The organism is Phaeobacter sp. (assembly GCF_022825805.1).
Taxonomy (GTDB): domain Bacteria; phylum Pseudomonadota; class Alphaproteobacteria; order Rhodobacterales; family Rhodobacteraceae; genus Phaeobacter.
The window spans coordinates 1-22,427 of the sequence record NZ_JAJDWC010000079.1 but is presented as its reverse complement, the minus strand read 5'-3'; the positions used below and the strand labels follow the sequence as shown (position 1 = coordinate 22,427).

20 protein-coding genes are annotated in these 22,427 nt (G+C 62.5%); 12 read left to right on the top strand and 8 right to left on the bottom strand.

The annotated features are described in order from the left end of the window. Window positions 1-7: 7 nt before the first annotated feature. On the top strand, window positions 8-538 hold the full coding sequence (locus Q0C28_RS08490) for a hypothetical protein (RefSeq protein WP_293574783.1): 531 nt from the start codon (window positions 8-10) through the stop codon (window positions 536-538). A gap of 82 nt (window positions 539-620) precedes the next feature. Here the strand turns inward: Q0C28_RS08490 and Q0C28_RS08485 are convergent, their stop codons facing one another. Continuing rightward, a complete protein-coding gene (locus tag Q0C28_RS08485; protein ID WP_366934228.1) occupies window positions 621-1,040 on the bottom strand; it encodes a DUF4174 domain-containing protein in 420 nt (139 codons plus the stop codon). Between the two features lie 355 nt (window positions 1,041-1,395). Between Q0C28_RS08485 and Q0C28_RS08480 the strand changes: the two genes are divergently transcribed. Then, complete coding sequence (locus Q0C28_RS08480; protein WP_293574781.1) at window positions 1,396-2,697, top strand: hypothetical protein; 1,302 nt, start codon at window positions 1,396-1,398, stop codon at window positions 2,695-2,697. Continuing rightward, window positions 2,660-4,783: a methylmalonyl-CoA mutase gene (gene scpA / locus Q0C28_RS08475; protein WP_293574779.1), complete on the top strand. Its 2,124-nt coding sequence runs from the start codon at window positions 2,660-2,662 to the stop codon at window positions 4,781-4,783. The genes Q0C28_RS08480 and scpA overlap by 38 nt, the downstream gene beginning before the upstream one ends. Window positions 4,784-4,929: 146 nt before the next feature. Here scpA and Q0C28_RS08470 read toward each other — a convergent pair whose 3' ends face one another. Further along, window positions 4,930-5,658, bottom strand: coding sequence for a WYL domain-containing protein (locus Q0C28_RS08470; RefSeq protein ID WP_293574777.1), 729 nt, complete (start codon window positions 5,656-5,658; stop codon window positions 4,930-4,932). Window positions 5,659-5,773: 115 nt separating this feature from the next. Between Q0C28_RS08470 and Q0C28_RS08465 the strand changes: the two genes are divergently transcribed. From Q0C28_RS08465 to Q0C28_RS08440, 6 genes are all read left to right on the top strand, one after another. Further along, window positions 5,774-6,184: a RidA family protein gene (locus Q0C28_RS08465; protein ID WP_293574775.1), complete on the top strand. Its 411-nt coding sequence runs from the start codon at window positions 5,774-5,776 to the stop codon at window positions 6,182-6,184. Between the two features lie 156 nt (window positions 6,185-6,340). Then, the gene (locus tag Q0C28_RS08460; protein WP_293574773.1) at window positions 6,341-6,943 is read left to right on the top strand and encodes a VOC family protein; all 603 of its coding nucleotides are present in this window, start codon (window positions 6,341-6,343) and stop codon (window positions 6,941-6,943) included. After that, window positions 6,940-7,464, top strand: coding sequence for a GNAT family N-acetyltransferase (locus Q0C28_RS08455; RefSeq protein ID WP_293574771.1), 525 nt, complete (start codon window positions 6,940-6,942; stop codon window positions 7,462-7,464). Before Q0C28_RS08460 ends, Q0C28_RS08455 begins: the two co-directional genes overlap by 4 nt. 9 nt (window positions 7,465-7,473) lie before the next feature. Continuing rightward, window positions 7,474-8,172: a molecular chaperone DjiA gene (locus Q0C28_RS08450; protein ID WP_293574769.1), complete on the top strand. Its 699-nt coding sequence runs from the start codon at window positions 7,474-7,476 to the stop codon at window positions 8,170-8,172. Continuing rightward, window positions 8,153-9,157 carry an endonuclease/exonuclease/phosphatase family protein gene (locus Q0C28_RS08445; RefSeq protein ID WP_293574833.1) on the top strand — a complete coding sequence of 335 codons (1,005 nt, stop codon included), beginning with the start codon at window positions 8,153-8,155 and terminating at the stop codon, window positions 9,155-9,157. The genes Q0C28_RS08450 and Q0C28_RS08445 overlap by 20 nt, the downstream gene beginning before the upstream one ends. A 244-nt stretch (window positions 9,158-9,401) precedes the next feature. Beyond that, entirely contained in the window at window positions 9,402-9,839 is a 438-nt protein-coding gene (locus tag Q0C28_RS08440) for a hypothetical protein (protein WP_293574832.1), read from the top strand. Window positions 9,840-10,029: 190 nt separating this feature from the next. On the opposite strand, the gene Q0C28_RS08435 is transcribed toward Q0C28_RS08440, so the two are convergent. From Q0C28_RS08435 to Q0C28_RS08425, 3 genes are all read right to left on the bottom strand, one after another. Then, on the bottom strand, window positions 10,030-11,577 hold the full coding sequence (locus tag Q0C28_RS08435) for a Ppx/GppA family phosphatase (RefSeq protein ID WP_293574767.1): 1,548 nt from the start codon (window positions 11,575-11,577) through the stop codon (window positions 10,030-10,032). Between the two features lie 156 nt (window positions 11,578-11,733). Beyond that, window positions 11,734-12,504, bottom strand: a complete 771-nt coding sequence (locus Q0C28_RS08430; RefSeq protein ID WP_293574765.1) for a chromosomal replication initiator DnaA — start codon at window positions 12,502-12,504, stop codon at window positions 11,734-11,736. A gap of 8 nt (window positions 12,505-12,512) precedes the next feature. Further along, entirely contained in the window at window positions 12,513-13,580 is a 1,068-nt protein-coding gene (locus tag Q0C28_RS08425; protein ID WP_293574763.1) for an AI-2E family transporter, read from the bottom strand. Window positions 13,581-13,887: 307 nt separating this feature from the next. On the opposite strand from Q0C28_RS08425, the gene proS reads away from it, so the two are divergent. The 3 genes from proS (at window position 13,888) to Q0C28_RS08410 (ending at window position 17,594) form a co-directional block, all read left to right on the top strand. Beyond that, window positions 13,888-15,240 carry a proline--tRNA ligase gene (gene proS / locus Q0C28_RS08420; RefSeq protein WP_293574830.1) on the top strand — a complete coding sequence of 451 codons (1,353 nt, stop codon included), beginning with the start codon at window positions 13,888-13,890 and terminating at the stop codon, window positions 15,238-15,240. A gap of 367 nt (window positions 15,241-15,607) precedes the next feature. Continuing rightward, complete coding sequence (locus Q0C28_RS08415) at window positions 15,608-16,900, top strand: lipoprotein-releasing ABC transporter permease subunit (RefSeq protein ID WP_293574761.1); 1,293 nt, start codon at window positions 15,608-15,610, stop codon at window positions 16,898-16,900. Further along, the gene (locus Q0C28_RS08410) at window positions 16,893-17,594 is read left to right on the top strand and encodes an ABC transporter ATP-binding protein (RefSeq protein WP_293574759.1); all 702 of its coding nucleotides are present in this window, start codon (window positions 16,893-16,895) and stop codon (window positions 17,592-17,594) included. The genes Q0C28_RS08415 and Q0C28_RS08410 overlap by 8 nt, the downstream gene beginning before the upstream one ends. 65 nt (window positions 17,595-17,659) lie before the next feature. Here Q0C28_RS08410 and Q0C28_RS08405 read toward each other — a convergent pair whose 3' ends face one another. The 3 genes from Q0C28_RS08405 to Q0C28_RS08395 form a co-directional block, all read right to left on the bottom strand. Then, the gene (locus Q0C28_RS08405) at window positions 17,660-18,367 is read right to left on the bottom strand and encodes a hypothetical protein (protein WP_293574757.1); all 708 of its coding nucleotides are present in this window, start codon (window positions 18,365-18,367) and stop codon (window positions 17,660-17,662) included. A 130-nt stretch (window positions 18,368-18,497) separates the two neighbouring features. Next, the gene (locus Q0C28_RS08400) at window positions 18,498-20,537 is read right to left on the bottom strand and encodes a molybdopterin-dependent oxidoreductase (RefSeq protein ID WP_293574755.1); all 2,040 of its coding nucleotides are present in this window, start codon (window positions 20,535-20,537) and stop codon (window positions 18,498-18,500) included. Between the two features lie 290 nt (window positions 20,538-20,827). Next, window positions 20,828-21,580, bottom strand: coding sequence for a hypothetical protein (locus tag Q0C28_RS08395; RefSeq protein ID WP_293574753.1), 753 nt, complete (start codon window positions 21,578-21,580; stop codon window positions 20,828-20,830). Window positions 21,581-22,427 lie beyond the last annotated feature (847 nt).

The following is a 22,427-nucleotide window of genomic DNA, read 5'->3' as shown; positions in this document are numbered from 1 at the left end:
GACGTGCATGAGCATCGCGCAGCAATATCTCGGGATGGCCCGTCGGGCCGTCGCAACGCTGGCCCTCTTGGGGCTGGCGGGCTGCGCGTTGCAGGACGAGGCGGCGACTCGCGCCTCGCTGGCCGATTGGGTGCAGCTGGGGGAGACAGAGTATTTCTTCTCCCGTCGCAACTGCGCCGCCGGTGTCTTCGAGATCAAGGCGACGCGCATTTCCTCCCGTCTGGCCAAGGCCCGTTCGGTCCGCGCCGGGCTGCGCCATCTCGACAATGGCAGGCCGGTGGCGTTTGAAGTGGCCGGTCTCTCCCCAGATACGGTGTCGCTGCAGGTGGTGAACAGCGACGAGGCGCGCGGCAAGGATATCGTGCGCGCGGGCATCGTCGGCAAGGACTGCATGCTCGATCCGGTCAGCGATGTGTATCTCAAGGCTCTGGTCGATCAGAGCTCTGTGCTGATCTATGATCCTGTCACCCCGTTTCTGGCGGTGGTGGACCGGAGCAACCGGCGTGTGTTCTACGCCCGCAGCGGGAATGTCTGGTGATGGCGGGCGCTGTGTTGGTTGATCTGCAGGTCCCTCAGGTGGGGGGCGATCCGGCCGACCCCACATGGGGTCAGCTGTGGGATCAGCTGCCGCGCCGCTCTTCCACTTCGCGCAGCCGCATCGGCATCTTGTCGATGGTACGGCTCAGCTCGCGCACGGTCCAGGGCTGCGGCTTGCGCAGTTTCACCTGCCCATCTTTGCCAATCAGCACCAGCATGAAGCCCCGGGGCCGCAGCTTGGTCCGCAAGGCGGATTTGATGCTGGGGTCGGTGTCCACCAACACAGTGACATCGCGGTCGAGCAATTCCTGCGCACCCTCGCGCAGCCGGTCCATCTGTTCCTGGAACCGGGGATCAGCCGGGCTGTCGGCGAAGACCACGATCGGCCGCCGCACCCAGGTCAGATCCGCCAGGTCAACCGTGTCGCCTGTCTGGATCAACTGCTCCAGCGTGGCGGTGTCATCGGTGCTTTCCTGCGCGACCGCCTTGCCGCCACGCGCCATGGGCATGACCGCAAGCAGGGTCGCCAGCCCCGCAATCAACATCGCGCGACGTCGTGGTCCAGCACCGGGCCGTGGTCCAGCATCCGCGCGGGCGGGAGCAGGGACAGGCGCCGAAGCGCGATCCGCAACAGGTGCCGAGAGGGGGCGTGGGCCCCGCTGCACGCGGCCATCATCGCTCGCCGCCACCTCAGCCGCACCGGATTTTCTAAAGACAGACAGTTTTTTCATCGTTTCTCCTGTACAGTCGAATATATGTGGCGCCGCCCAGATTTCGATGGGGAAACAGACCCCTGCGTCAAAAAAATCCCCCGCTGCTCCCTCGGCTGCCCGCACAGCTGTTCTGTCGGCTCCTCTGTTGGCGCGTGCACAGGATGCCCTGCCTGGCACCCTGTCTGGCACCCCCTCTGTTCTGCCTGTGCTGCGACCTGTTGCATGGCAGGGCGATTGCCACGCCCGCGGCATTAACCACTTTGTCAGTGCGCCTGTGAGACAATGCATCCAGAAGGGCGCTGCTGCGGTCAGCGCCTATATGGATGTGGATCTGGCAGAAGTGGATCTGGCAATGGACGTCATGCTGCATATCGGGGCACATCGTTGTGCCAATGGCCATTTTCAGGCCTTCCTGCGTCACCATGATGCGGCTTTGGCGCGCGCTGGTCTGGCGGTCTGGGCCGGGCAGGACACCCGTGATGGGCTGCTGCATGGCATTCTGCCAGGACCGGTTGCCATCGGACGTCGCAGCCTGCCACAGCGGGCCAAGGGCCGGTTGAAACTGCGGCTCAGTGCAGCGCGCGCCACCGGTGCGGATGATCTGCTGATTTGCGATCCTGATCTTTTGGGACGGCGCAGTGATCTGCTGCAGGCCCGCAGTCTCTATCCCGCGGCCGGGGAACGGATGGCGCGTTTTGCTGCGGCTTTTGACGGTGCGGTGCGCGACGTGATGATCAACACCCGCAGCCCTGATCGGTTCTGGGGCTCTTTGCTGGCGGCGCAAGTGATGGCAGGTCGCCCGCTGCCCCGTTCGGAAACACTGGCTGAAACACCCGCAGAAACACCCGCAGAAACACTGGCGAACACACTGGCCGATATCGCCGCCAATCCGCGCAGCTGGCGTGATGTGCTGACCGATCTGGCCTGCGCCATGCCGCAGGCCCGCATCTGGGTTATGCCGCATGAGGTCTTTGCTGACCGCCCGGAGGTGCAGCTGGCACAGCTCACCGGCAAGCGCCTGCCGCGCGTCACCCTGGCCGACAGCCGCAACCAGGGCCCGGACCTGCCACAGCTGCGCCGTCAGTTGGCGCAGGACGTCGGCGTGGCTAATGACCTGCAGCCAAGTGATTTACCGCTGGGGGATGGCCGGTGGTATCCCTTCGATGCTGCTCAGACCGCGGCGCTGCGCGAAGCTTATGCCGATGATCTGATGTGGTTGGAGGCAGGGGCCGACGGCCTGGCCCATCTGGTGCGCGATCCGGACAAACCGCTGGCGGATCAGGGCCCATCTGCGCCCGCTGAAGCCACCACACCGAAACAAGACAACCCGGCGCTAGATAACACAGCACAAGACAAAACAGCCGCGGGCTCGAACCCGCGCTCCTTCGACCTGACAAGAGGAACTCCCGATGACGACAAAAACCGACGATTGGCGGGCTCTCGCTGAAAAGGAACTGCGCGGCCGCCCGCTGGATGCGCTGACCTGGAAAACGCTGGAAGGCATTGACGTCAAACCGCTTTATACCGAAGCGGACACCAAGGATCTGCCCCATATGGGCACGCTGCCCGGCTTTGGCCCCTTCACCCGCGGGGTGAAGGCCACGATGTATGCGGGCCGCCCCTGGACGATCCGTCAATATGCGGGTTTCTCAACTGCCGAGGAATCCAACGCCTTTTACCGCCGCAACCTGGCCGCCGGTCAGCAGGGCGTTTCTGTTGCCTTCGATCTGGCCACCCACCGGGGCTACGACAGTGACCATCCGCGCGTGGTGGGCGATGTCGGCAAGGCCGGCGTGGCCATCGACAGTGTCGAGGACATGAAGGTTCTGTTCGACGGCATCCCGCTGGATCAGGTGTCGGTCTCCATGACGATGAATGGCGCAGTGATCCCGATCCTTGCGAATTTCATCGTCGCCGGCGAAGAGCAGGGCCACGACAAATCCCTGCTGGCGGGCACCATTCAGAACGACATTCTGAAGGAGTTCATGGTCCGCAACACCTATATCTACCCACCAGAGCCGTCGATGCGGATCATTTCCGACATCATTGACTACACCTCCAACGAGATGCCGAAGTTCAACTCCATCTCGATCTCTGGCTACCACATGCAGGAGGCCGGTGCGAACCTGGTGCAGGAGCTGGCCTATACCCTCGCAGACGGGCGCGAATATGTCCGCGCGGCGATGGACGCGGGCATGGATGTCGATAAATTCGCAGGCCGCCTGTCGTTCTTCTTTGCGATCGGCATGAATTTCTTCATGGAAATCGCCAAACTGCGCGCCGCCCGCACGCTCTGGCATCGCGTGATGACCGATTTTGGCGCCAAGAATGACCGCTCCAAAATGCTGCGCACCCACTGCCAGACCTCCGGTGTGTCCCTGCAGGAGCAGGACCCCTACAACAACGTGGTGCGCACCGCCTATGAAGCGATGAGCGCGGTTCTGGGCGGCACGCAGTCGCTGCACACCAACGCGCTGGACGAAGCCATCGCGCTGCCCACCGATTTCTCCGCCCGCATCGCCCGCAACACCCAGCTGGTGCTGCAGGAGGAAACAGGTGTCACCAATGTGGTCGATCCGCTGGCCGGTTCCTACTATGTCGAAAGTCTCACCAACGAGCTGGTGGACAAGGCCTGGGCGCTGATGGAAGAGGTCGAGGAGATGGGCGGCATGACCAAAGCCGTCGCCTCCGGGATGCCAAAACTGCGCATCGAGGAAAGCGCGGCCCGCCGTCAGGCGATGATCGACCGTGGCGAAGAGGTGATCGTCGGCGTCAACAAATACCGCAAGGAAAAAGAAGACCCGATCGACATTCTGGATGTCGACAATGTCGCCGTCCGCGAAAGCCAGATCGCGCGTCTGGACCAGCTGCGTGCAGACCGTGACAGCGCCGCCTGCGAGGCCGCGTTGGACACCCTGACCCGCGTCGCAAAGGAAGGTGGCAACCTTCTGGCAGCCGCAGTCGAAGCCGCGCGCGCCCGCGCCTCTGTCGGAGAGATCAGCATGGCAATGGAAAAGGAATTCGGCCGCCACAGCGCCGAAGTGAAAACCCTCGCCGGTGTTTATGGCGCCGCCTATGAGGGCGACGAAGGCTTTGCCGCCATTCAGAAATCCATCGAGGACTTTGCCGAGGCAGAGGGACGTCGCCCGCGGCTTCTGGTGGTCAAGATGGGTCAGGACGGCCACGACCGCGGCGCCAAGGTGATCGCAACTGCCTTTGCTGACATCGGCTTTGACGTCGACGTCGGCCCCCTGTTCCAGACCCCGGAAGAGGCCGCACAGGATGCCATCGACAACGATGTGCATGTGGTCGGCATCTCGTCCCAGGCCGCCGGTCACAAAACCCTGGCCCCCCAGCTGGTCAAGGCGCTGAAAGAGCAGGGTGCTGAGGACATCATCGTGATCTGCGGCGGCGTCATCCCGCAGCAGGACTATCAGTTCCTCTACGACAACGGCGTCAAAGCCATCTTCGGCCCCGGCACCAACATCCCCGACGCGGCCCAAGACATCCTGAACCTGATCCGCCAGAGCTGATCTGCGTTACAACGTCGGTTGCCCCGGATGGTTTCAGTCGGGCTCTACTGGCAAACACAATTGGAACGGCTATCCCCAGGGATGGCCGTTTTGTTTTGGACCGCCCAAAATATGTGAGCGAAACCTGAAATGCGACTGCTGCTGCCTCAGCGGCTAGGGGGCACCTTTGCGTGAAATGGGCAGACATCGGCTTCGAACGGCACGTGGCGCGGACGAAAGTGGGTATCTTCCAGCGCCTGTGGCCGACTGATGCGATCCATGCGGAAATGCCGAAAATCCTCGCGCACCGGATCCCACGCGACCAGATACCACAACGGTGGCAGGATCAGCATCGCTTGTGGCTCTACTTTTCGTTCGCTGAACCGACCCTGACCATCGCGATACTGAAACCGCAGGCAGTGCTGTTGCAGAAACCCTTGTTGAAAGACCGACAGCAGCTCTGGGTCCATCGTGCCCATATCCGTCAGATCCTGCAGTGGCGACAGCTGCCCAACATGAAGCCGATCCAAAAAACGTCGCAAATCCCGGATCTGGTCCGCGGGCAGGGCTTGTTCGATTTTTGCGAGCCCCGCATCAGCCAGATCGGAAAATGGCAACTGACCGGCCGCCCGCATGGCTGCAACGCTGATCAGCAGGGCAAACACCTCTGGCACCCGCAAACGCGCGGTGGTTTGCACTGATTGGGGGTCAAGATGCAGACCACCGCCGCGCCCGACATCAGAGTGGATCACAAACCCCGCATCCCGCAGCGCGCACAGGTCGCGCAGAACAGTGCGACGCGACACGCCAACGTCCGCGGCCAGCTCAGAAACTGTGGTGGTCACGTTGCGCCGCAGATGGCGCAGGATGGCATCATGGCGATGGTGACTGGTCATGGGGGCTCATGAGGTCTGGTTTTCAGGACGATAAATTATATGGTGACAAGACTTGGCACTGTTTCAGTTTACTGCAGTCTCACCAACACACAATAGGTGAGACAAGGAGAGATCCATGATGACAAGGAACGCTGTAAACCCCTGGGACTGGTCGTTAAAGCTTGGCTACAATCAGGCCGAGCTGATCGAGACACCGGCGTGGCAGTTGATTTGTGCCGGGCAGACCGCTGTGGATGCTACAGGCAACCCACAACATGCAGGTAACATGCGGGGCCAGATCGCTCTGGCACTCGACAATCTGGAGGCAGTGCTGAAGGCTGCAGATATGACGCTTGCAAATGTAGTCAGGCTGGGGGTCTTCTGCACTGATGTCGACGATGCGATGCGACATTTCGATGTGATGGGGCAGCGGTTTGGTCCCCATCGGGTGGCGCCGCCAATGACGCTATTGGGTGTCACCCGCTTGGCGCTTCCAGAGCTTTTGTTCGAAATCGAGGCAACCGCCATGGCCTGCCCCCCACTGTAAAGAGGCTGTTGTCCTGGTAGATTGGGCGGTAAACCACCCAGCGGCACACCCGTCCCGGATTGCTTGGGGCGGGTGTTTTTCTTTCCCGCTTGCGCCTGTCCCGCTGACGGCTAGTCTCCCCGCAGCATGATCCGCACGAACGAGGGGGGAGACGTCATGGAGCTCGATCATCTGGCCGTTGCGGCCGCCACATTGGAAGAGGCCGTCGCCCATGTCGAAGACAGCCTTGGCGTGCCGATGCAACCCGGTGGCAGCCATGCGGTCTTTGGCACGCACAACCGTCTCTTGGGGCTGGCCGATGGTCTTTACATGGAGGCCATCGCGATTGATCCCGCCGCCACGCCGCAGCGCACGCCCCGCTGGTTTGATATGGATCGCAGGCAGGGGCCTGCGCGGATCACCAACTGGATCTGTCGCTGCGATGATCTGGTGACGGCCTTGGAAAACGCCCCGAAGGGCGCAGGGGATATCGTGGATTTGCAACGCGGGGATCTGCGCTGGCAGATGGCGGTGCCTGCCGATGGGATCCTGCCGTTTGACAATATGTTCCCGGCGCTGATGCAGTGGCACAGCCCGCATCCCGCCGCGCAGCTGGTCCAGCAGGGGTGCCGTCTGCGCCATTTGACCCTGTCCCATCCCGAGGGTGATGCCCTGTCGGCGGCGCTGCCCCTGCGCGATGATCGGGTGTCGGTGCAGATCGGCCCAGCCGGGTTCGAAGCCGAATTTGACACGCCCCACGGCCGCCGGGTGCTGCGATGATCGTCCGGCAGGCAACCCCGGCAGATGCGCCCGCCATCGCAGAGATCACCAACCAGATCATCCGCGACACGCTGATCACCTTTACCACTGTGGAAAAAACCACCGATCAGATCTGCGCGGAGATCGCAGACAAAGGCCCGCAGATGCAGGTAGCCGAACGCGAGGGTGTGCTGCTGGGCTATATCGCGCTGGCGCCGTTTCGCGCAGGGCCGGGTTATGCCCAGACCCGCGAGCTGACCATCTACCTCACCACGCAGGCCCGCGGGCAGGGCGTTGGGCGGGCGTTGATGCAGGCCATCGAAACCCAGGCGCGCGCGGATGATATCCATGTGCTGGTGGCCGGGATCAGCGGCGCCAACCCCAAGGCCATCGCGTTTCACCAGGCGCTGGGGTTTCAGGAAACCGCGCGCATGCCGCAGGTCGGGCGCAAAGCCGGGCAATGGCTGGATCTTGTGCTGATGCAGAAAATTCTGTGCGCCAATCGCACAGCAGACGCTGACAGCGTCGGGCAACCGGGATAGGCTGGGGCCATGTCACTCTGGACCCGCATCACCGAAGCGCTCTCCGCACTGGCCGCCGGCCAAAGCCTCAGTGAGGTGTTTGACACCCTGCGCGCGCCGCCTGAACGCACTGTTGCCTTCGCCATCGCCGTGATTGCGCTGGGGGCGAAGATGGCCAAAGCAGATGGTCAGGTCACCCGCGATGAGGTCACCGCCTTTCGCGAGGTGTTCCAGATCGGTCGCGATGATGAGGCCGGGGCCGCGCGGGTCTTTGATCTCGCCCGCACGGATATCGCGGGCTACCAGGATTATGCCGCGCGCATCCAGCGAATGTTTGCCAACGACCCGCAGACCCTCTGTGATCTGATGGAGGGTTTGTTCCACATCGCGATGGCCGATGGGTTCTACCATCCCGGGGAAAACGAATTTCTAGAGGAGGTGAGCCGCATCTTTGGCCAGTCCTCGCAGCAGTTTCAGGCGCTGAGAGCGCGGTTTGTGCCGGATGCGCCGCGCGATCCCTTCACGGTGTTGGGGGTGCCTGCGGATATGCCACGGGATGAAATCCGCGCCCATTGGCGCAAATTGGTGCGTGAAACCCACCCGGATGCGATGCTGGCCCGCGGCGTCCCCGAAGAGGCGGTGCGGCTGGCGGAAAAGCGGATGATCGACATCAACCGCGCCTGGGATGAAATCAACGGCTGTCACGAAAATGCGGCTCGCCACCTATAACGTCGAATGGTTCGCAGCGCTCTTTGACGAGGCAGATCAGCTGCAGCGCGACACCGGTCTGTCGCGCCGCCATGGTGTGGATCGCGCCACGCAGATCGAGGCGCTGAGCCGGGTGTTTGCAGCACTTGATGCCGATGGGATCATGGTGATCGAAGCGCCAGACACCAACCGCCGCCAGCACAGCGTGCGTGCGCTGGAGCGGTTCGCCGATGCCGCCGGTTTGCGCGCCCGCCGCGCCATCACCGGCTTTGCCAATGACACCCAGCAGGAGATCACCTTTCTCTACGATCCTGCGGTGCTGGATGCCGATCATACGCCGGGTGACAGCACAGCCGCCCCACGGTTTGATCAAACCTTCCATATCGATCTGGATATCGATGCGCAGATGGATGCGGTGCGTTTTTCAAAACCACCGCTGGAATTGTCGGTCACCCTGCGCAGCGGCGGGCAGCTGCATCTGATCGGCGCGCATCTGAAATCCAAAGCCCCCCATGGCGCGCGCACCCCGGATGCGGTGACCAGCCTGTCGATTGCCAACCGGCGCAAGCAGCTGGCGCAGGCGATCTGGCTGCGTCGGCGGGTCAGCGAACGTCTGGCAGCAGGGGAGGAGGTCATTGTTCTGGGCGACCTGAACGACGGGCCGGGCTTGGACCAATATGAGCAGCTGTTCAATCGCTCCTCGGTGGAGATCATTATGGATCAGGATCTTTATGATCCCCATGCCCAGAGCAGTCTGGCGCCGCGGTTGCGCGGTCTGCCCAGCACAGCGCGGTTTTTCAACAGCCAGACGCAACGCTATTTCAACGCGCTGTTGGACTACATCATGGTGTCGCCGGGTCTGCGGCAGGGTCAGCCGCGCTGGCGCATCTGGCATCCGTTTGAGGATGCGGCCTGTTATGATGATCCGGTCTTGCGCGAGGCGCTGTTGCAGGCCTCCGACCATTTTCCGGTGACGCTGGATTTTACGCCCGAACGCGGGGCTTGAGAGCGCTAGGGACACTGAGGAGATGGCGGACACTGAGGAAGCTGTGGACACTGAGGAGACTGCAGACGCTTGGCCCGTGTGGCGACGCTATGCAAGCGGCGGTGCAGATCTGCGCATCACCGCTGCTTTCTCCCCCTTGTGGCGGCGCTCTGCGGGTTTAAACTGCCGCGCAACGCCCCAAATGATTTATGCGCCGGATCAGATGTCGGGGCATCATACGCAGGCAAGTCAGGGAAATCCGATGATGACAGATCCCACCACTCACGACCACCGCGCCAGCCGATTGATGCGGGGCCGGGCATTTGCGCTGGCGCTGTGCTGCGCTGCTGCCCTTGGCCTTGGTGCGTTGACCCCGACCTTTGCCGCGGCGCAAGAGGAAGGCGGCAGTTCGCTGATGGAACGCGGGGCGGAGCTGTTCTGGGAAGGGCTGCGCCAGGAGATGGCCCCAGCCATCGACGATTTGAAAGCGCTGGCCGAGGGGTTGGGCCCCAGTTTGCAGAGCTTCCTGTCCGAAATGGGCCCGGCGCTGGCCGATATCGCCTCAGAGATCGAAGACTGGAGCGTTTATGAACGCCCCGAAATCCTGCCCAACGGCGATATCATCATTCGCCGCAAACCCGATACCCAGCCAGATACCATACCGCCACAGGACAATGGATCATCGGCAACCACCGATATCTGAGCTGGCCCATTGGCGCGCGTCAGGCCCAGCGGCCCGCAGTTCTGCCCCTGAAAGCATTGGCCTGAACGCATGCCCCTGAACTTATGTGCCTAAATTCCTGTGCTTACATTCCTGGGCCTGAATTCTTGGGCCTGTATCTCTGCCAGCTATGATCACGTCGTTGCCTCAGGCTGCGGCGGGGGTGCGGGGCTCACGCCTTGCGGATCTTGACCCTCACCTCAGCCTCCAGCGATCGGGCCAGCGATGACAGCCGCGATTGCGCCACTTCACCAAACAGAGGTTCGGCCTCGTTGGGCAGATCCAGATGCAACAGCTTCTTGCGCGGCTGCCATTTGAGCCGACCGATATCGCCCGATTTGCTGACCATCAACATGGCGCCGAACCGCATCGCCTTGCCCAGGATTTCGGCTTCCTTTTCTTCGCGTTCGTTCAACAGCTGATAGAGCGGCTCAAACGTGCTCCCCAGCCGTTTGTTGCGGTAGCGGTGCAGCAGCGCCAGGCCCAGAAACACCCGTTCGGAATGTTTCAGCCCGCCCAGATTGGCTCGGGTTGCATTGTCGAAACAGACCTCGGCGCGGTAGTCGGGATGGGCGCGCCAGCTGACGTCATGCAGCAGACAGGCCGCTTTCACCAACCGCATCTTGGTGTCGGGTGAGGATTTGAACAGCGGGCTCACAAAATCATAAAGCGTGCGGCCAAAGCCGGGGATGCGGGCGTCTTTCATTTCCGCAAAGCGGCAGGCCTCGATCAGCGGATCACGATTGCGCAGCCGCTGCGGCATCTGTTCATACAGCAGGCCCTCGCGGATCCCATAGCTGGAGACGGCAATATCCTTCGGCTTGAAGGTCTTGATCAGGCGCGACAGCACATCGACCGCATAGGGCACCAATGACATCCGGGCGATGGAAATCCCGGTCACTGCGCGCAGGTGTTCCAGATCGTGCTGTTCGATGTAGCGCAGTGTTTCCCGCACGCTTTGCGCGGTCATGCGGTATTCATGCAGCACTTTCAGCGGGTAGCCCTGGCGCGCCATGTCGATCCGGGCGATGGCCCGCCAGCTGCCACCGACCAGAAACAGGCGGTCGTTCTGTTCGCCCATCTGGGTGCGCAGGGTCTGCATGACCTCGGTGATATGGGCCTTGCGGCCGCGCCGCCCACCGGGAATGTCGCGCAGTTTCAGCGGGCCCAGCGAGGAGGTCACCCGCTTGCCCACGGTGCCATCCTGGATCTCGGCCAGCTCCATCGACGAGCCGCCAATATCGCAGATCAGCCCGTAGGCACCGGGCCAGCCCAGCAACACACCTTGCGCCGACAGGCGGGCTTCTTCTTCGCCGTTGATCACCCAGATTTTCAAACCGGTCTCGCGCAGCACCTCCTCACAGAACTCCGCACCGTCGCTGGCATCGCGCACCGCTGCGGTGGCCACCACCGACAGGGGTGGCATCTGCATGCCCTTGGCGATCTGCTGAAACCGGCGCAGTGCCGACAGGGCGCGCACGCGGCCCTCGGGGTTCAGCTTGCCGGTCTCCGACAGTCCGGCTCCCAGCGCACACATGATTTTTTCGTTGTAGAAATAGGCCGGGCTGCGCGCCGCCCCGTCAAAGATCACCATCCGCACGGAGTTGGAGCCGACATCGACCACCCCCACCCGTGACAGCGCCCGCGCGCCGGGATCGTCAAACAGGGGGCGACCAAAGGGGCCCCATTCGCCAGTTTTCAGGTCCGCAGTAAGGGTCATTTCGGCTCCGTTTAGTGTGCTGAGCATGAAAGATGGGAGATGGCAGGTCAATCAGGTGTGTGATTTATGGTGAAAACACCGGCGGTTGTGATTAACCAGCTGTCAGGAGTTATCGGTCTTGTGAAGCAGTCTGCGGGCAGAGGTCAGAGGAAGAGGTCACTGGTCAGGACTTCGATCCTGATCGCAGTGGGCATCTTGGCTGTCAGGCGCGCTTTGGCCGGGGTCTTGTGCAGCAGCGGGGGCTGCACCCGCGGGGGTGCTGCGCCCAGCCATCAATTGAACCGCAAGGCTGCGCGACACCATGCGCCCCTCGGTCAGGGCCAGCCGGTCCAGCTCCCCCACGATCTGGGCTGCGGCTGCAAACGACCGGTCCATATGCGCCACGAGATAGGGGATCACATCGGGCTTTGGCGTCACCTGGCGGTCACCGAAGAGTTTGGCCAGCACCACTGCGAGCAGCGCATCATCGGGCGATTGCAGCTGCGCATGGGGGGCGCCGTCAATGCGGCTTTGCAGATCGGGCAGGGACATCCCCCACAGATGCGGGGCGGCGCGACCGGTCAACATCAGCGGATGGCCGTTTGCCAGCACCAGATTGTGCAGATGAAACAGAGCATCCTGACGGTCTGCACTGCCGGCGATTTCGGGGACATCCTCGACCACGATGGGACCATCGGCCAGCTGCGGCACCGCGGCTTTGCTCAGCTCCCAGGCAGGCAGGATCTGCGCGCCGGAATGGCTGGCCCAGACGTGGGCGAGATGGGTCTTGCCCGAGCCTTTGGGCCCGCTCAGCACCAGTTTGCCGCCGGGCCAGGCAAAGGTGGGATCCAGCATCGCCACGGCCATCGCATTGGAGGGCGCGACAAAGAAATCGTCCCGCCCCAGTGCCGGTTTGGCCGGCAGATCAAAGCTCAGTTGCTGCGCCATGGCTGCGCTCAGTCCGCGTCTTGATGGGATTTGCCCTGATAGAGGCGACTGTCGAGATATTGCTCCACCAGGAAGCGGGCCACCACGCCAAGCGCGGCAGCAACCGGCACCGCCACCAACATGCCGACAAAGCCGAACAGCGCGCCAAAGACCGACAGGGCCAGCAGCAGCCAGACAGGGTGCAAGCCGACCGAGTTGCCCACCAGTTTGGGTGTCAGGAAATTGCCCTCCACCACCTGGCCGATGACAAACACACCAACCACCATGCCGATGGACCACCAACCACCCCAGAATTGGAACAGTGCCAGCCCAATCGCCAGCGCCCCGCCGATCAGCGCCCCAAGATAGGGAATGAAGGTCACAAGCCCCGCGATGAAGCCGACAGCCAGGCCGAAATTCAGCCCCACCAGCATCAGCGCCACCGCATAATAGGTGCCGAGGATCAGACAGACAGTGCCCATGCCGCGAATGAAGGAGGCCAGAACCCGGTCGATGCGCGCGGCCAGCTCGCGGATGGTGGGGGCGTGATCACGGGGCAGCAGCGCATCGATGCGCGCCACCATATTGTCCCAGTCCAACAGCAGATAGACCGCCACCACCGGCACGATCACAAACAGCACCAGCACATTGACCAGCGAGACGGCAGATCCCAAGACACCTTCCAGCACGGCGATGGCCTTGCTTTGCAGGGTGATGGCGACAGAGGCGATGGCCTGCTGCGCGCGGCTGCCTTCGTCAAACAGGGAAGGGAAGGTTTGCTGGGCAAATTCGCGCAGGTTCTGGAACACCTCTGGCAGCACGCGGGACAGGTCGATCATCTGAAAGATCAGCGTCGGCACCACCACCGAAATCACCACCAGAAACACCAGCAGTGCGGCCACCGTGATGGTGGCGGTCGCGGCCGTGCGGCTGAGACCTGCGGCCTCCATCCGGTCGGCAATCGGGTCGATCAGATAGGCGATCGCAGCGCCCAGTATGAAGGGCAGCAGCACATTGCCAAGCGCCCACATCACCACGGCAAAGACGACCGCCGCAATGCCCCAGTATTTCAATTGCTTCTGCGCCGGAAGTGCCATGGTCCGATCCTGCCTTATTGCTCGTTTCAACCCCCGCAGGGGCCGCCGGTCATGCAAAGGTTTGGCCGATGCGCCGCCGCGATGCAACCCTGTTGCATTGGCGGGTAGGTCAGGGGGAATTCAGGGGTTAGATCAGGGGTTATCTCCGGCGTTAAGCCCGGAGGTTATGTCGCGGGCTATGCCGGAGATTATGCCGTGGATCAGGCGGCAGATCGGTACTGGGCCGCCCCATCTGCAAAGCGCGATTGCCCCAGCCGCGCCGATGGCTTAGACCACTGGAGAAACCAGATAGATGAATGAGACCGCCATGCGCCTGTCCCGCTACTTCCTGCCCGTGCTGAAAGAGAATCCCTCCGAAGCGCAAATCGTCAGCCACCGCTACATGCTGCGCGCTGGCATGATCAAACAATCCGCGGCGGGGATCTATTCCTGGCTGCCGCTGGGCTTCAAGGTCTTGAAAAAGATCGAAGGCATCGTGCACGAAGAACAGATGCGTGCGGGCCATATCCCAATGCTGATGTCGACCATGCAGCCTGCCGATCTGTGGCGCGAATCCGGCCGTTACGATGACTATGGCCAGGAAATGCTGCGCATCACAGACCGCCATGACCGGGACATGCTGTTTGGCCCCACCAACGAGGAGATGATCACCGACATCTTCCGCAACCATGTGTCCTCCTACAAGGATCTGCCGCTGACCATGTATCAGGTGCAGTGGAAATTCCGCGACGAGATCCGCCCGCGCTTTGGCGTGATGCGGGGGCGCGAATTCTACATGAAAGACGGCTACAACTTCGATCTGTCGAAAGAAGACGCGTTGCACGCCTACAACCGCCATCTCGTCAGCTACCTGCGCACCTATGAGCGCATGGGCCTGCAGGCGATCCCGATGCGCGCCGATGGTGGCCCGATTGGGGGCGATTACACCCATGAATTCTTGGTGCTGGCCGAAACCGGCGAGAGCGAAGTTTTCTATGACAGCGCGGTGACCGATCTGACCTTTGGCGATCGCGAGATCGACTATGATAGCGTCGAACAGTGCCAGGGCGTGCTGGAAGAATTCACCACGAAATATGCCCGCACCGATGAAACCCACGATGAAGCGCTGTTCAACGAGATCCCCGAAGAGCGCCGCCGCACCGCCCGCGGCATCGAAGTGGGCCAGATCTTCTATTTCGGCACCAAATATTCCGAAGCCATGGGCGCCAAAGTCCAGACCCCCGATGGCGAAGTGCCGGTCCATATGGGCTCGCACGGGATTGGCGTATCGCGTCTGTTGGGTGCGATCATCGAGGCCAGCCATGACGACAAAGGCATCATCTGGCCCGAGGGCGTGACCCCGTTCCACTGCGGCATCGTGAACCTGAAACAGGGTGACGAGGCGGCAGATGCGGCCTGTGATGATCTCTACAAAGCGCTGGTCGCGGTGGGTCTCGACCCTCTTTATGATGATCGCAAGGAACGCGCAGGCGGCAAATTTGCCACCATGGATCTGATCGGTCTGCCCTGGCGCATCACCGTGGGTCCGCGCGGCCTGAAAAACGGTGTGGTTGAGCTGACGTCCCGCCGCAGCGGTGAAAGCGAAGAGCTGAGCCCGGAAGCCGCCGTCGCCAAGCTGGTCGAGATCTACGCCAACCACCGCACCCCACAGGGGTTCTGAGGCTAGGGCTGATCAAGGGCCAGTGTCTGAAACAGGGCATGACCAGTGCACACACAGGGCACGAAGAGGGGGCGCAGTCTTGCGCCCCTTTTGTTTGCCGGTTTGTTGGTGGTTTGTTGCCTGTATGTCTTTGTATCTGTGTGTCTGTCTGTTTGTGGGTGTCATGATGAACGGCGTCGCATCAAAATCCCTCAACGCAATCCCTCAACGCAATCCCTGAACGAATTCGCTGACCAGATCACGCAGGAGATCACGTAGGAATCCCCAGATGCGGCAGCGGCGGAAAGCCGGTCATTTCTGCAACCACACCTTGACCCCATCGGCCTAAGCCCCCACTTTGGCGAAAATTTTCCCGGCAGGAGCCGATATGGCCACTCCACTACCGTTTTCCCGTTTCGAATGGCTGATTGCCTGGCGGTATCTGCGTGCGCGCAGGGCCGAAGGGGGCGTCAGCACGATGACCTGGATCAGCCTGATCGGGATCGCGCTTGCGGTGTTTGCGCTGATTGCAACGCTGGCGGTGCGCAGTGGTTTTCGCTCTGAATTCGTGGGCACCATTCTGGGGGCCAACGCGCATGTGACGCTTTATTCCCACGGCACTGTCACTGATCAGGGGCGCATCGACCGCACGCTGACCGACTATGACGCGCTGGCAGCCCGCGCAGCCGAGGTGCCGGGTGTGATCCGCACTGCGCCGCTGATCAAGGGGCAGGTGATGGCCAATCTGCGCCAGCGCAACGCCGGGGTGGAGGTCTTTGGCATTTCGGCAGACAATATCCGCACCATTCCCGGCGTCGCCCAAAGCGAGCAGGCGCTGGGCGATCTGGGCCGCTTCGATGAGGGGGTGGCCATCGGCTCCGGCGTGGCGCGCGAACTGGGCGTGCAGGTCGGTGATCGGATCAAGCTGATTTCCCCGAACGGGGTGAAAACCGCCTTTGGCACCAGCCCGCGGGTCAATGCCTATGAGGTGGTCTATATCTTCACGGCCGGGCGCTATGACATTGATCGCACACGGGTTTACATGCCGTTTGCCGAGGCGCAGAGCTATTTTAACCGCGAGGGCTTTGCCGATGAGGTCGAGGTCATCGTGGAGGATCCCGAGCGGGTCGACCGGCTGGTTCTGCCGCTTTTGCAGGCCACTGGGGAGGTCAGCACGGCCATCGGCGTCTGGACCTGGCGGGATGCCTCTGGCGGGTTTCTGCGCGCGCTGGAGGTCGAGGACAACGTGATGTTCATCATTCTGTCGATCCTGGTGTTGATCGCGACGATGAACATTGTCTCCGGCCTGATCATGCTGGTCAAAAACAAGGGCCGCGACATCGGCATCCTGCGCACCATCGGGCTGAGCGAAGGGTCGATCATGCGGGTGTTTTTCCTCTGTGGCTCCTTCACCGGGGTGATCGGCACCCTGTTAGGGGTGGTGCTGGGCTGTCTCTTTGCGCTGTATATCGATCCGATTTTTTCCTTTGTGAACTACATCATGGGCGGTGGTGTCTGGGATCCGTCGATCCGGGGCATCTATGCGCTGCCTGCGGAATTGCGGCTCGCGGATGTGCTGTCGGCTGTTGGGCTGTCGCTGGGGCTGTCCTTTGTGGTGACGATCTTTCCTGCGCGCCGGGCGGCCCGCATGAACCCGGTGGAGGCGCTGCGCTATGAGTGATGTTTCCGGGGCGGACACGGTGCTGCGCCTGGCGGGCGTGGCGAAATCCTACAACCACGGTCTGCCCAATCAGGTGGATGTGCTGTCGGGCGTCGACCTCAACGTACGTGCGGGTGAGGTGGTGGCGCTGGTGGCCCCGTCGGGGGCGGGCAAATCCACGCTGCTGCATATCGCAGGTCTGCTGGACACGGCGGATAGCGGTGAGGTTGAGATTGCCGGACAATCGGTGCGCGGCAGCAGTGATACGCAGCGCACCGCGCTGAGACGCCAGGACATCGGGTTTATCTACCAGTTTCACCACTTGCTGGCGGAGTTCACGGCGCGCGAAAACATCATCCTACCGCAAAGCGCCAATGGCGTGCGCCCCAGCGCGGCAGAGGCGCGTGCCGAAGCCCTGTTGGAGCGTGTGGGCCTGTCGGCGCGCGGCGATCACCGGCCAGCGGCCCTGTCGGGTGGTGAGCAGCAGCGCGTTGCGTTCTGTCGCGCGCTGGCCAATGCGCCACGGCTGTTGCTGGCGGATGAGCCGACGGGCAATCTTGATCCCGGGACGTCGGATCAGGTGTTTGCAGCGTTGATGGATCTGGTGGCGGCGACGGGCATGGCGGCAGTGATTGCGACCCACAACTTGGAGCTGGCCGCGCGGATGGACCGTGTTGTGCGGCTGGAGGGGGGCCAGTTGCACGACGGGCTCTGATCGCGCCTAATCGCGCGGGCCCATTGTGGGCCCCTGTGGCGTGCTGTGGGGACAGGCGTTGGCTATTAGCTGCAGATGCCGCGCAGATCCGCGTCTTTCCACGGCAGGTACACATCGCTTTCGCGGCGGCGCGGCAGGTCTGACACGGGCATCGCCTCACGCAGCATGTCATGCAACCGCGCGGTGCGCGCGCCGGTGGGATCCAGCGCGCGGCAACAGACATATTCCTCCACAATGGCGCCCTGCTGTTCATAGCCGAAGGTCAAAAACGCCTGATCACTGGCAAGGTCGAACAGATAGGGGTCCGCCTGCCGGTGTTCGGCGGCGGCACGCAGCGGGTGATAGCCGGTCTTGGCGCGCTGCTGCCATTGCCAGACATGGGTGGCTTCATGGGCCAGCAGCATTGCCTCCACCAGATAAAGACGTTCGGGATAGGCGGGCATGTAATCGTCTATGTACCAGTCGCGGACATAGAAAATCCGATTGAACAGCGCCAGCGCAGCCGGGGAGGAGGTGACGATTTCATCCTTGGCGGGCGGCAGGATTTTCTCGCGGCAGGTGACGCGCGGGCGAGGTTTGCGGCGAAAGGTGATCTGCTTCAGCGGCGCGCCCTCGTGGATGCGCAGCCGGGTCAGATCCAGCTCGGCGCCATGGATGCGCGACAGGAAGGCCGCTTCCCCATCCGAAACGGGACGACCACAGGCAGCGGGAAGCAAGGCCAGCAGGCACATCAGACCGGCAAGCGGCAAACCGGAGGGACACCACGCGAACATGGATGAACCCTAGGCCAGCGGCTTTGGTCTGCGCAACACCCTGGCGGTTTTGTGACCAGGGTGTTGCCAGAGGCCGTGTTCGCTGGCTGTGTTCAATGAGTGGTTTCAGTGTGTGTTTTCAGTGCGTGGTTTAGTTTCTGTGGCCCGCCGCTGCCGGGTGCCCATCCGGGCCTTTGCGCAGATCGACGAAGGTTTCATTGTAGCAGGCGCCATCGGCAATATCGGTGCGCAAGCCCACAGGGATCAGCGCATTGACCGTCAGCCCGGTGGGGCTACTTTTGCGCCAACTGCCCTTGGGACTGTAGAGAACCCCAGGGCGGGTCGCGTCGGTGATGCGGGCAACCAGCCCGACGGTGGCCTGATCATTGAACAGCTCAACCCTATCTCCTTCGCTCAGGCCCAGACGGCGGGCATCCTCCGGGTGGATCTCCACCGGTTCTGGCCCCTCTGACAGCGGTTGATCCCCGAAGGTTGCATTGGTGCGATTGGCAGAGGCCGGGGTCATCAGCACAAAGGCGCGATCGGGGGTGACCGGATCATAGCGCGGCAGGCCAAAGCCGCTTTCGGCCTCCAGATCTGCGCTGAACAGCTCGATCCGGCCAGAGGCGGTGCCAGGCATCACCGTGTCGCACAGCACAAAGTCGCCGCCGTCCGGCGCGCGCACCTCTATGGCGCGATCCAGGGGGAGATCACGGGGCCGCATCCCCTCCAGCGCGGGGCTTGTTGCGTCCAGTGCCAGATCCATCAGCTCTGCGTCGCTGAGGTGAAACTCCGGCGCGTCATAGCCAAACCGTGCGGCCAGCCTGCGGAAGATTTCGGTGTTTGGCAGGCTGTCCCCCACCGGCGGGATCACCGGTGCGGCGCGTTGCAGATAGGTCTGGCCATAGGCGCCATAAATATCGTCACATTCGAAATGGCTGGATGCCGGCAGGATCACATCACATAGGCGCATGGAATCCGTCATCACCACATCGCTGCCCGCGACAAAGATCTCCTCCTGGCTGAGCGCCTTGATCAGCCGGGCCTGATCAGGGTGGGTGGCGACCGGGTTGTGGTTGTAGATCATCACCGCGCGGATCGGGATGCGCATGTCTGGATCCAGCATTTTGGCGGCCACATCCAGAATGTTGATCACCCGCGTCTGGGGATCGATGCTGTCACTGCCCTGCAGGCGATCTGGCGTTTTGGGCGCGGCAAGGCTGGGTTTGGCCAAGACGCCTGCGCCGATGCGCCCGTGCTGTCCGGTCAGCGCCTGCAGCGCCATGGCCGCACGCAGCCCCGATCCACCGGAGCGACCGCGTTCAATGCCGTTGCCCACCGCTGTCGCCATTGTGCCCGCCGCGGCGATCCAATCGGCCAGCTGGTCAAACTGCGTGCGCTGCAGGCCACAGTCCGCCACCGCCTGTGCAGGCGTGTAGCTGCGGGCGGCCTCCAGGTATTGGTCGGCCCCGGTGGTCCATTCGGCGATAAAAGCGGGATCCAGCGCATCCCGGCGTTCCAGTTCTGCGGCCAGAGCCATGGCCAGAACCACATCGGTGCCGGGCACCAGTTGCAGGTGCAAATCGGCCTGTTCGGCGATTTTGGTGCGTTTGGGGTCGATCACCACCACTTTGGCCCCGGCTTTGCGCGCCTGTTTCAGCAGCGGCGCCAGGTGCAGGTAGGACACGGTGACATTGTTGCCCCAGATCAGCACCAGATCGGAGTGCAGCACCTGGGGTGCGGACATGCCGGGCGCAGTGCCAAACAGGCTGGCATAGGCCGCGCTGCGCACCCCGGCGCAAAGCGGGCCGCGGTTGAGCCGAGTGGCGCCCATCCGGTAGAAAAACCGCCGGTCCAGCGAGGCCGCGGCCAGTTCTCCATGGGGGCCTGCGTAGTTCAGCGGCAGCACCGACTGGCCGCCATGCGCATTGATTGCGCGGCTGAACCCTTCGTGGATCAGATCCAGGGCCGTGTCCCAGCTGATCGGCTCGAACTGGCCACTGCCGCGTGGGCCGCTGCGCCGCAGCGGTTGTGTCAGCCGGTTTGGGCCATGCACAAAACCCGGATAGTTGCGCGCGACCTTGTTGCAGATCACCCCGCCGGTGAACGGGTTGGCGTGGGAGCCACGCACGGCGCGGATCTTGCCATCCTCCACCGTGACCGCGAGGCTGCGGGGCAGTCCAGCGGGCATACGCTGGGCAGGGTCTGGAGTGCGCCGCTGTCGTGCGGCTCGGACGGGTGGGGGAGGATGTCATCGCGCATGGCTGGTCTCTGGCTGGCTTATCTTTGGTCTGGCTGTTGCGGGCGCTGTGCAGCACGGCGGCTGAGTCAGAGCCTGTTCTCCGCAGCCTAGCGGGTTCACTGCCCTGATGAGAATGGCCAGTTTTCAATCAATTCATAAGGCCAGGATCTGAACGATCACCCTTGAGCGATCTCCCCTGAGCCGGATGGTTTTGGCCCGCCTGTGTTCGGCTAGATGTGTCAGCGCAGCTCGACAATCGATTTGCCCAGCCGGAAGGGCGCTGCAAAGGCAACCAGACAGAGCGCGAGGATCTGCAGCACCAGAATATGGGCGTTGTCCTGCAGGTATTCCCATTCCTGTTTCAACTGTCCCACCTGGTCGATCAGGGTTTCATAGGCCCGCGCCAGGATCAGGAAGTCTCCGGCAATTGCGGGCACCTTGCGGCGCAGGGTGTCGACGGCGGCCTCGGTCGGCTCATCCAGGGCGGCAAAGACGATAAAGGCTTCGGGATCAAAGGCATCGGCAGTGGCCGCCATCTCCTGCATGTCGCTGTCAGCGCGCGCGCCGCCAAACAGCAGACGCAGCCCCTGCAGCGGGGCCACCTGGTCGGTCACGGCGATGAACAGCGGCAGTTCGGCATTCCCGGCGGTGGAGGCCGAGAGAAACTCGATCTTGTCGCAGAGCACCGCGATATCGCTGTCATAGGCCGGATCGCAAAACCGCAGGCGAAAGCGGGCGGCGTCGCGGTCAAAGGCTTCGGTGGCGGCATAGGCGATGTCGATCTGGCGTTCCAATTTGCCGCTGTCGGCCTTGTAGATGCCCGCCAGCACGGCGACCAGCGCGCCGATACCACCCAGCACGACCCAGCCGAGATCGGCAAGCCGCCAGATGCGGTGGCCTGCGGGATGGCGAAACAGGAAAGCGGTCGCCAGGCTGCCGAGGGCAAAGCACATCAGGATGAGCATCAGCTGGTGTTCGGCGATGGTCATCATGGGGGCGTGCTCCTGCCTGTGGTGGATAGGGCCACCCTAGAAACTGCCGGACGCGGGGGCAACCGGGCTCACAGATGTGTCAGCGGTGGTTTCAGCCGTCTTTTCCGTGGCTTTGGTCGCCCCGGTTTGCGGATTGGGCTTTGTTGGCCTCATGTGTTTCACCCAGGTTTCTTCGACCGGAGAGGTCATTGGGGCGAGAGCGTTTTGTCATCTGTGCCCTCTAGCGCGGCTTTGGATGAAAGCGCTTCGGGGCGGGGCAAAAGGTGGCGGCGCCGCCAGCGACCCATTTGGGCCAGAGGCGGAGAGCAGGCGGGGCGGAGGCCCCGGTCCGGGCACCAATCGGTGCCACGCAATGCAGTTGGACGCCCCTGCACCGGATCAAGCGGTGGTCTTTGGGGCTGTGTCTCCTTGGGTGGTGCAGCGTGCCAGGCTGCACCGGTGTCGCGACAGGGACAAGCATGGCACAGCGGATTTAAGCCCCCGTAACCAATGCGCGCGCTGTTCGGGGGTCGGCGCAACGCCTGTCGTTTGGGTGTTGCGCGGCGCAGCCGATGTGTGGCGGACGTGCGCGCCGTGCAGGTTGGTCCTGCGTAGCTGTGTGCTGTCTGATGTAAGTGCCGGATGTAATCTCCCCAAAAGGGGCGTTTGAAATTTCCCCAGTTGGTAGCGTCCTGGGCGATTTTTGAACCTTAAATATTCAAAAATCGAACGGGGCGCGGGCCGTTAAGCTCGAAGCTCTAGAAGAAGGAGTGAGGCTTCGAGTTGATTGCACTGGGAGAGATTGTTTTGATCCATGATTTGAAGAGACAAGGGCTGGGTGTCAGCGCGATTGCGCGTCAGACTGGGC